The organism is Mycoplana rhizolycopersici, assembly GCF_013378445.1.
In the GTDB taxonomy this organism is placed as follows: domain Bacteria; phylum Pseudomonadota; class Alphaproteobacteria; order Rhizobiales; family Rhizobiaceae; genus Mycoplana; species Mycoplana rhizolycopersici.
The window spans coordinates 1-335 of sequence record NZ_JABXYK010000069.1 but is presented as its reverse complement, the minus strand read 5'-3'; the positions used below and the strand labels follow the sequence as shown (position 1 = coordinate 335).

At 63.9% G+C, this 335-nt stretch carries 1 protein-coding gene; it reads left to right on the top strand.

All coding sequences use genetic code 11. The annotated features are described in order from the left end of the window. Positions 1-184: hypothetical protein (locus HV823_RS26445; protein ID WP_176952634.1), on the top strand; the 184-nt coding region annotated here is incomplete at its 5' end. Between the last annotated feature and the right edge of the window lie 151 nt (positions 185-335).

Sequence of the window (335 nt, the reverse complement as noted above, 5' to 3'; positions counted from 1 at the left end):
AGTTCTCGATATGGCCGGTACCGACAAAGTCATCGCGAATGCCCTCGCCGCGGTTGCAGCCTCCAAGGCGCTTCGTGAGCGTATGCTTGCCCGTCGTGCGGAGGCACGGAAGAACCTTGAAGCACCGCGTCCCGCCTATGTGCTGCGCAAGACCGGCAGCCAACTCCGTCTGCCGCTTCAATGAGCGCCGCCCCAGCTGACGACCCGCCTCCGATGGACGAGGCGGTCGCGATCCTTGAAATGCACGACGGCAACGCGCTGGAAGCGATCCGAACGCTGCTGGCCGAGCGCGATGCCGTAGAAGAGAAGCTCAGGTTCGCTTCGATCGCCATGGG